General features: G+C 57.2%; 7 protein-coding genes and 1 pseudogene. 2 read left to right on the forward strand and 6 right to left on the reverse strand.

Going from position 1 to position 6,511, the window contains the following annotated elements:
• The 6 genes and pseudogenes from NW856_RS05690 to NW856_RS05715 form a co-directional block, all read right to left on the reverse strand.
• A pseudogene (locus NW856_RS05690) lies at positions 1-315 on the reverse strand (NAD(P)H-quinone oxidoreductase subunit D4); the annotation flags it as partial.
• 48 nt (positions 316-363) lie between these two features.
• Positions 364-2,199, reverse strand: a complete 1,836-nt coding sequence (locus NW856_RS05695; protein WP_414399474.1) for an NAD(P)H-quinone oxidoreductase subunit F — start codon at positions 2,197-2,199, stop codon at positions 364-366.
• Between the two features lie 522 nt (positions 2,200-2,721).
• Entirely contained in the window at positions 2,722-3,678 is a 957-nt protein-coding gene (locus tag NW856_RS05700) for an NAD(P)H-binding protein (protein ID WP_414399475.1), read from the reverse strand.
• Positions 3,679-3,818: 140 nt separating this feature from the next.
• Positions 3,819-4,109 carry a 4a-hydroxytetrahydrobiopterin dehydratase gene (locus NW856_RS05705; RefSeq protein ID WP_099812243.1) on the reverse strand — a complete coding sequence of 97 codons (291 nt, stop codon included), beginning with the start codon at positions 4,107-4,109 and terminating at the stop codon, positions 3,819-3,821.
• A 67-nt stretch (positions 4,110-4,176) separates the two neighbouring features.
• Positions 4,177-4,713, reverse strand: coding sequence for a GNAT family N-acetyltransferase (locus tag NW856_RS05710; RefSeq protein WP_414399476.1), 537 nt, complete (start codon positions 4,711-4,713; stop codon positions 4,177-4,179).
• A gap of 2 nt (positions 4,714-4,715) precedes the next feature.
• Positions 4,716-4,874, reverse strand: coding sequence for a hypothetical protein (locus tag NW856_RS05715; protein ID WP_011434410.1), 159 nt, complete (start codon positions 4,872-4,874; stop codon positions 4,716-4,718).
• A 210-nt stretch (positions 4,875-5,084) separates the two neighbouring features.
• On the opposite strand from NW856_RS05715, the gene NW856_RS05720 reads away from it, so the two are divergent.
• Entirely contained in the window at positions 5,085-5,927 is an 843-nt protein-coding gene (locus NW856_RS05720) for a cysteine hydrolase family protein (protein ID WP_414399477.1), read from the forward strand.
• Positions 5,928-5,971: 44 nt separating this feature from the next.
• Complete coding sequence (locus NW856_RS05725) at positions 5,972-6,436, forward strand: cupin domain-containing protein (protein WP_414331516.1); 465 nt, start codon at positions 5,972-5,974, stop codon at positions 6,434-6,436.
• Positions 6,437-6,511: the final 75 nt, after the last annotated feature.

A 6,511-nucleotide genomic window follows, 5' to 3' on the forward strand; every position in this document is an offset into this window, starting at 1 on the left:
GCCGTATAAGAGGTTGGGCCGCTTCACCTCTGGCTCAGCTGTCAGCACCGCAATCAGCGTGAGCAACCCGTTCAAAGCCACCATCAGCAAGGACAACCCGTCCAGGCCCAGGGAATAGCTCAGCCCGATTGACGGGATCCAATCCCACCGCTGCACCCACTGCAGCCCTTCCGCTTGCAGGTCAAAGTTGGCAAACAGCAGCAGCGAGATCCCCAGCGGGATCCCGGCCAAGGCCACCGCCAGCTTTCGCCCCCCCAAGCCTAAGAACAGGAGCAGGGATCCCAAGATCGGCAACACAATCAAGGCACTCAGCATGGTCTTTTCCCTCTTTGTCTAAGGACTCCGTCCCGCTATCGCCCAAGCCTAGAGAATCAGCCAGCCCAGCAGGGCCACCCCCACGACAATCGTCAGCACATAGGCTTGCAACTGGCCAGAGGTGGTGTATTTCAAAACCTGTCCACCCGCCAATACCGCCAAGCTGGTTAAATTCACCAAGCCGTCCACCACATAGCGATCGAACAGGGCCGTGATCTCAGAGATGATGCGCACCACAAACACCACACTGGCCCGGTAGAGCTTGGGGGTGTAGAAGTCGTTGGCCAACAGATCCTGCCAGTCGGCCAAGAAGGCCCAGTCCACCGGCTGCCGCTGCGGACGCAGATACAGCCAGGCTCCCAAGGCAATGCCTGTCAAGCTGGATCCCGTCATTACCCCAACAGGGATCCCTTCCAGAGCGGGAATCAGACCTAGTGCCGCTAGGATCATGGGCATGTGCAGCGTTACCCCCATCATGGCGGTGCTGGGCAGCATCATCGGCCAATGCACCTCTGGCGAGCGCTCGCTCATCTGCTGCGGTTTGCCCCCCCAAACAAGGCCAAATACCCGCGTTAGCCCCAGCGCCGTCACCGCATTGGTAACCAGCACAACTGCCGCCCACAACCCCTGCCCCGATTGCACCAACTGCTGCCACAGATCCGTCAGCACCCAAAAGGAGCCGAAGGGAGGCAAAGCGATGATTCCAGCCATTCCGGTCAAGAAGCACAGCCCCGAGATAGGGCGCCGCGACCACAAGCCTCCTAGATAGCGCAGATCCTGGGTAATGCTGTTCCAGATCACCATGCCCAGCGCCATCACCAACAGGGCCATCGCGGGCGCATAGGTCAGCAGCAACCCATAGGCTTGCTGGGGATGACCGGTGCCCACCGCCACAAAGATCAAGCCCATGTAGGCGCTCACCAGATAAGACAGGGCCCGCTTGGCATCGATCTGGGCCAAGGCCACCAGGGATCCCCCCACCGCCGTCAAGCTGCCGATAGTCAGCATCACCTTCAGCACCGTTGGGGAAAGCTCATAGAGGGGTTGCAGGCGAATCAACACCCAGGCCCCCGTGCCCACCACCACTGCGTTCCGCAAAATCGAGGCCGGGATCGGCCCTTCCATCGCCTCATCCAGCCACAGGTGCAGAGGAAATTGGGCACACTTGCCTACGGGGCCGGCCAGCAACCCCAGCCCTACCAGGGCCAGCAGGGTGGGATCCACAGTGACAGATCCTGCCTGCACCGCCTCTGCCCAGGCCGCCAAATCCTCAAACTCCCAGGAGCCGGTCAGGGGATAGATGGCGATTACCCCCATCAAGAGCAACAGGTCGCCGATGCGCTTGGTTAAAAAAGCATCCCGCGCTCCCGTCACCACCAGCGATTGGTTGAACCAAAAGCCCACCAACAGGTAAGTGCCCAGGGTCAAAATCTCCAGGATCACGTAGCTGAAAAAGAGGGAGTCGCACAAAGCCAAGGCACACATCCCCCCCTCAAACAGGCCCAGCAGGGAGAAAAACCGCGCCCAGCCCCAGTCCATTTCCATGTAGCCAAAGCCGTAGATCTGGGCCACCAGGTTCAGCCCCGTCACCACAGCGCAGGCCCCCAGAGTTACCGATGACACCTGCAGCGGCAGCTCTAACATCAGATCCCCCACCTGTAGCCAGGGCAACCGAATGACCTGCGCCGGCTGATCCCAAATTGCCACCAGCGCTCCCACACTGTGAAGGAAAGCCACTAAGGTCAGCAGGGCATTCAAATAACCTGCCGGACGTGGTCCCGTGCGCCGGGTGATTCCTGGGGACCAGATCAGCGCTCCCGCCCACGCCACCAAGGCGTAGAGGGGAATCAGCCATGCAGTTGTGACCAGCCCGTTCAAGCTCATAATCCTCCTTCGGCCAGGGATCTTGGCCAAACTGGAACACTTGCTGAGATCCTGTAAAAAGTCTTAAGCAGCATCTTAGCTGCGAACTAGGATAGATAAAAATTGAACTTTCCGATAAAAACTATAGACAAAAATCTATAGTTCAAGCGGGGGGAGCAGAATAACCTCTGTCGTTGTCACCCCCTCACTCTCTAAAGCGTAGATGGAAATGAACCCCTTGGGAACCTAAGGATTTGCGATTGTTTGGACACAGGGAATGATCAAGAAAACTGGGTTTAGCGCTCCGCACCGCCAAAGCGAAGGCCTACGGCCCGCTGTCGCGACAGAGCGGCTTTGTGTTATGGTACGGGTTGATCTCCGCCAACTTGAATATGGCGCAGTGTCAATAAAAAGTGTCTGGGAGTTCATCCCAGTAGTTGGGGCTATGGCATCCGCTAACGCAAACACGACCCCGTCCACCCCTTCTCCCAAGGTTGCTGCTCAAGCTGCTGTGAAATTGCCGAGAAGACTGAGAACAACGACTTAGAAGGGCGTCTTGACTTTGGGTTGCTTGACCTTCAGCTCGCGAATCCGTTTCAACATCTTCTGGAAATACTCCGCCAGGTAATCCTCAAGAGAGGTCAGAGAGGCCAGTTCAATCCCCAGGGTTTCGCATACAGGCGTCATATCGGCGTGCATGGGTTCTTTGGCCGCGATCACCTCCACAAACGCCAGCCGGTCGGCAATGTTCCAGCTCCACTGAAAAAACTGCGCCACCTTGCGCGCCCCTCTCAGCAGTCCCAGCGGCATGGTGCTGACTTTGGCCTTTTTGCCGGAGAGCTGCTCGCACAAGGCAATGACTTCTCGAGCCGTCCAAGCCTTGGGCCCCACCAAGGGAAAGATTTGCTGCTTGGCAGCTTCTACAGTGAGAGCTCGCACCGCAAACCGGGCTGCATCTAGGGTGTCTAGGTAGGCCGTTGGCATGCCCTCGCCGGTTACCCAGACGATTTGTTCTTCCAAGATGGGGATGGCGTACTGGCCAATCAACCCCTGCATAAAGCCCGCCGGACGAAAAATCGTGTAGGGCATCTGGGATCCAACCAAATACTTCTCGATGTGATGCTTGAAATTCATCAGGGGCACATTGGGATACTCGTGGTGGGCGCCCATGATGGAGAAAAAGATAAAATGCCCTACCTGGGCAGCCCGTGCCGCATTGATCAGGGCAACTTTGCCATCCCAGTCCACCTGACGGGCGCTGAGGGTATCGGTCACCCGCACCGTGGCACAGTCGATCACCGCCTCGATGCCTTCCATGGCGGAGTTGAGGGTGCTGGGCTGAAGCAGATTTCCCACTTTCAGTTGAGCGCCCCATTCACTCAAGAAAGCAGCCTTTGCCGGATTTCGCACCAGACAGGTGACTTGATGTCCTTCTTCGATGGCTCGGCGCACCACCTGACGGCCCAGCGTTCCCGTCGCCCCCACAACCAGCACGTTCATAAAATTATCATTTCTTAACCTTAGGCTTAGTCTATCAGACCAGCGCAACTCCCGACACAACCTTAGAGGCAGCAACAAACCAATGGGGATCCTCTGCCAAGCCGGCTTTGAGGGATCCCCAAAGTTGGGTACTGAAGCGTCTAGCTGGCCAGCTCGTTCATGCGTTGCGCCAGGGTAAAGTCCAGTTCTGTAATGCCCCCGGCATCGTGGGTGGTAAGATGCACCCGCACGCGGTTGTAGACATTGGTCCATTCGGGATGGTGCCCCATGCTCTCGGCCACCAAGGCCACACTGCTCATCCAGCCAAAGGCTTCGACAAAGGAGCGAAACTGAAATTGACGATGCAGCTTCCCATCCTGCAAAGACCAGCCCGGCAGATTTTCCAGCTTGGCTTGGACCTCAGCTTCACTGAGTTTGACAGGTCTGGACATGGGCTTTCCCTCCAGTCTTTGCCACCGCTTTCATCAAAAGAGCAACTGAGAGCGGATCCCAGCTTATTTACAAAACTTCATGACCTTTGTATTCATGCTCTTCTACATGCGCGTCTATGGGCGCGGGGCTGAGCGGCTTGTACAACCAGTAGCCTTGTACAGCAAAGTGGGCCTGCTGATAGAAATGGAGGGCGGCTTGGTTGTGATGGTAAACCTGCAGGGTAATGGCAGCTAGCTGCTGCTGGGATCCCCAGCGTTCCACCTGTTGCATCAAAGCTCTGCCCAGGCCCTGCCGGCGATGGGCGGGATCCACCCAGAGCAGAAAGATGTAGGCTACCCGCCGATGGGTGGCTTGATCGGTGGAGATGCCGGCCCAAACACAGCCCACCGGCTCCCCTGTTTCTTCCTTGAGGATCCACCAGCAGGGGGTGCGGGGTGGGTCGAAGAGGCGATCCAGCGTCTCTTCCAGGTGATCCCAGTTGCTTTGCTCTGGAAAAGATTCCTGCAACGTGGCCTGCAATCCTCGCCTCACCCAGGGCCGATCCCAGGCTGAACCAATGCGCCAACGATAACCCACAGGCAGAGGGATCCCTTGTTCAGCCATCCTCAGGCATTTGCAGAAAGGGCCACAGGCGTTGCTTCTTCTAGGGGGGCAGGCTGGGCCATATCCTCCGGCAGAAACGAGCGAATGCTCACCACCACCAGGGTAAACAGAAACACCAGCAGGATGAGAGCGGGAAAGATATATTGCCGCAGGATGCTCATGCTTCTACATAATCATTTCAAGTTTCTACAGCATAGCGTGCAGGGAGGGATCCCTGGGCAGCTTTTCGGAAATCTCCTCGGTTTTTCTTCTCCTGATCTCCATCTCAGCCCCTATCGACTGACCCTGGGGGATCCCATGCGTTAATAAGGTGAGAAAGTGTAGCCTACGATTCCAAAGTGAGGTTGGCTGTGCATTAAGGTCGAGCGTAGTTGTGGGTCATCACTCAACTGCCCAACCTGATCCCACTGCTGCGCGACGCGAGCGGAGAATCCATGAGCACCCCCAATCGCCCCTTGAAGACCCTTGGGATCCCTCCCAATGCCTGGGCTGTGAATGCCGAAATGGCCGACCTCACCCGTCCGCCCTTGGATCCCCGGCCCATCCTGCTGCCCACCTCCAGCAAAACCCTGCGCTTGGATCTGGCCAAAGCGGCGCTGCTGGTGATCGACATGCAAAACGACTTTTGTCACCCCGACGGTTGGCTGGCCAGCATCGGCGTCGATGTCACACCGGCGCGGGCTCCCATCGGCCCTCTAAAAGCCCTGCTGCCCCGCCTACGACAAGCTCAAGTGCCGATTGTGTGGGTGAACTGGGGCAATCGCCCCGACCTGCTCAACATCAGTGCTGGCTTGCAACATGTGTACAACCCCACCGGAGAGGGAGTAGGGCTGGGGGATCCCTTGCCCAAGAACGGGTCTCTGGTTCTCACTCACGGCAGTTGGGGTGCGTCCGTAGTGGAGGAGTTGGAAGTCAAACCCGAGGATATCTGGGTGGACAAGTTCCGCATGAGCGGCTTTTGGGATACGCCTCTCGATAGCATTCTCAAAAACCTGGGGCGCACCACCCTCTTCTTTGCCGGTGTGAACATCGACCAGTGCGTCATGACCACCCTGCAAGACGCCAATTTCCTCGGCTACGACTGCATTTTGCTGGAAGACTGCGCCGCCACCACCTCTCCTGAATACTGTTTGCTGGCCACCCTCTATAACGTCAAGCAATGCTTTGGCTTTGTCGCCTCCTCCCCTGACTTGCTGGCGGCTCTCCCCTGTTAGCCCTTCCCGCTATTCACCCCTTATCGCTTGAGTGGAGGATCCCGATGCAAACGCTCTCCCGCTGTGTGATCCCAATTGTTAAAACCCCTGCCGATTATCAGGCTTTTCGCATCAGCCCCCACGATACCAATCGCCTGGCCATCGTGTTCGATCCTTCTCATGCTCAGATTTCTCTAACCTTTTGTGTGGAGATCTTCGATGAGGGAGGCAAAACCCCTCCAAATCGCCATCAAATGGCTGTGGAAATGTTTTTTGTTCTCAAGGGGGAAGGCCTGGCCATTTGCGATGGAAAAGCGGCCCCCATCAAAACTGGAGATAGCATTTTGGTTCCGCCAACAGGCGTGCATGAAATCCGCAACACCGGCCCAGGCCGCCTCTACGCCCTCTGCTTCATGGTGCCCAACGAAGATTTTGCCGAGCTCATCCGCTCCGGCACTCCTGCGGACTTGGATGAGGAGGATTTGCAGGTGCTGTCGGGGGGCTGGAGAAGGGCATTTGCTGAGGCTTAGGCCTCAATGGCTCTAGGAGCTGTAGAGGTTGGAAGTCAGGGGTACTGATACATTCACGCTGAACTCTCCTGAACA

It is taken from the genome of Synechococcus sp. R3-13 (genome assembly GCF_047462195.1).
Taxonomy (GTDB): domain Bacteria; phylum Cyanobacteriota; class Cyanobacteriia; order Thermostichales; family Thermostichaceae; genus Thermostichus.

Coding starts and splice junctions, on each gene's coding strand:
- NW856_RS05700 (WP_414399475.1), bottom strand. CDS start 3,678: ATGAACGTGCTGGTTGTGGGGGCGACGGGAACGCTGGGCCGTCAGGTG.
- NW856_RS05725 (WP_414331516.1), top strand. CDS start 5,972: ATGCAAACGCTCTCCCGCTGTGTGATCCCAATTGTTAAAACCCCTGCC.
- NW856_RS05705 (WP_099812243.1), bottom strand. CDS start 4,109: ATGTCCAGACCTGTCAAACTCAGTGAAGCTGAGGTCCAAGCCAAGCTG.
- NW856_RS05695 (WP_414399474.1), bottom strand. CDS start 2,199: ATGAGCTTGAACGGGCTGGTCACAACTGCATGGCTGATTCCCCTCTAC.
- NW856_RS05715 (WP_011434410.1), bottom strand. CDS start 4,874: ATGAGCATCCTGCGGCAATATATCTTTCCCGCTCTCATCCTGCTGGTG.
- NW856_RS05710 (WP_414399476.1), bottom strand. CDS start 4,713: ATGGCTGAACAAGGGATCCCTCTGCCTGTGGGTTATCGTTGGCGCATT.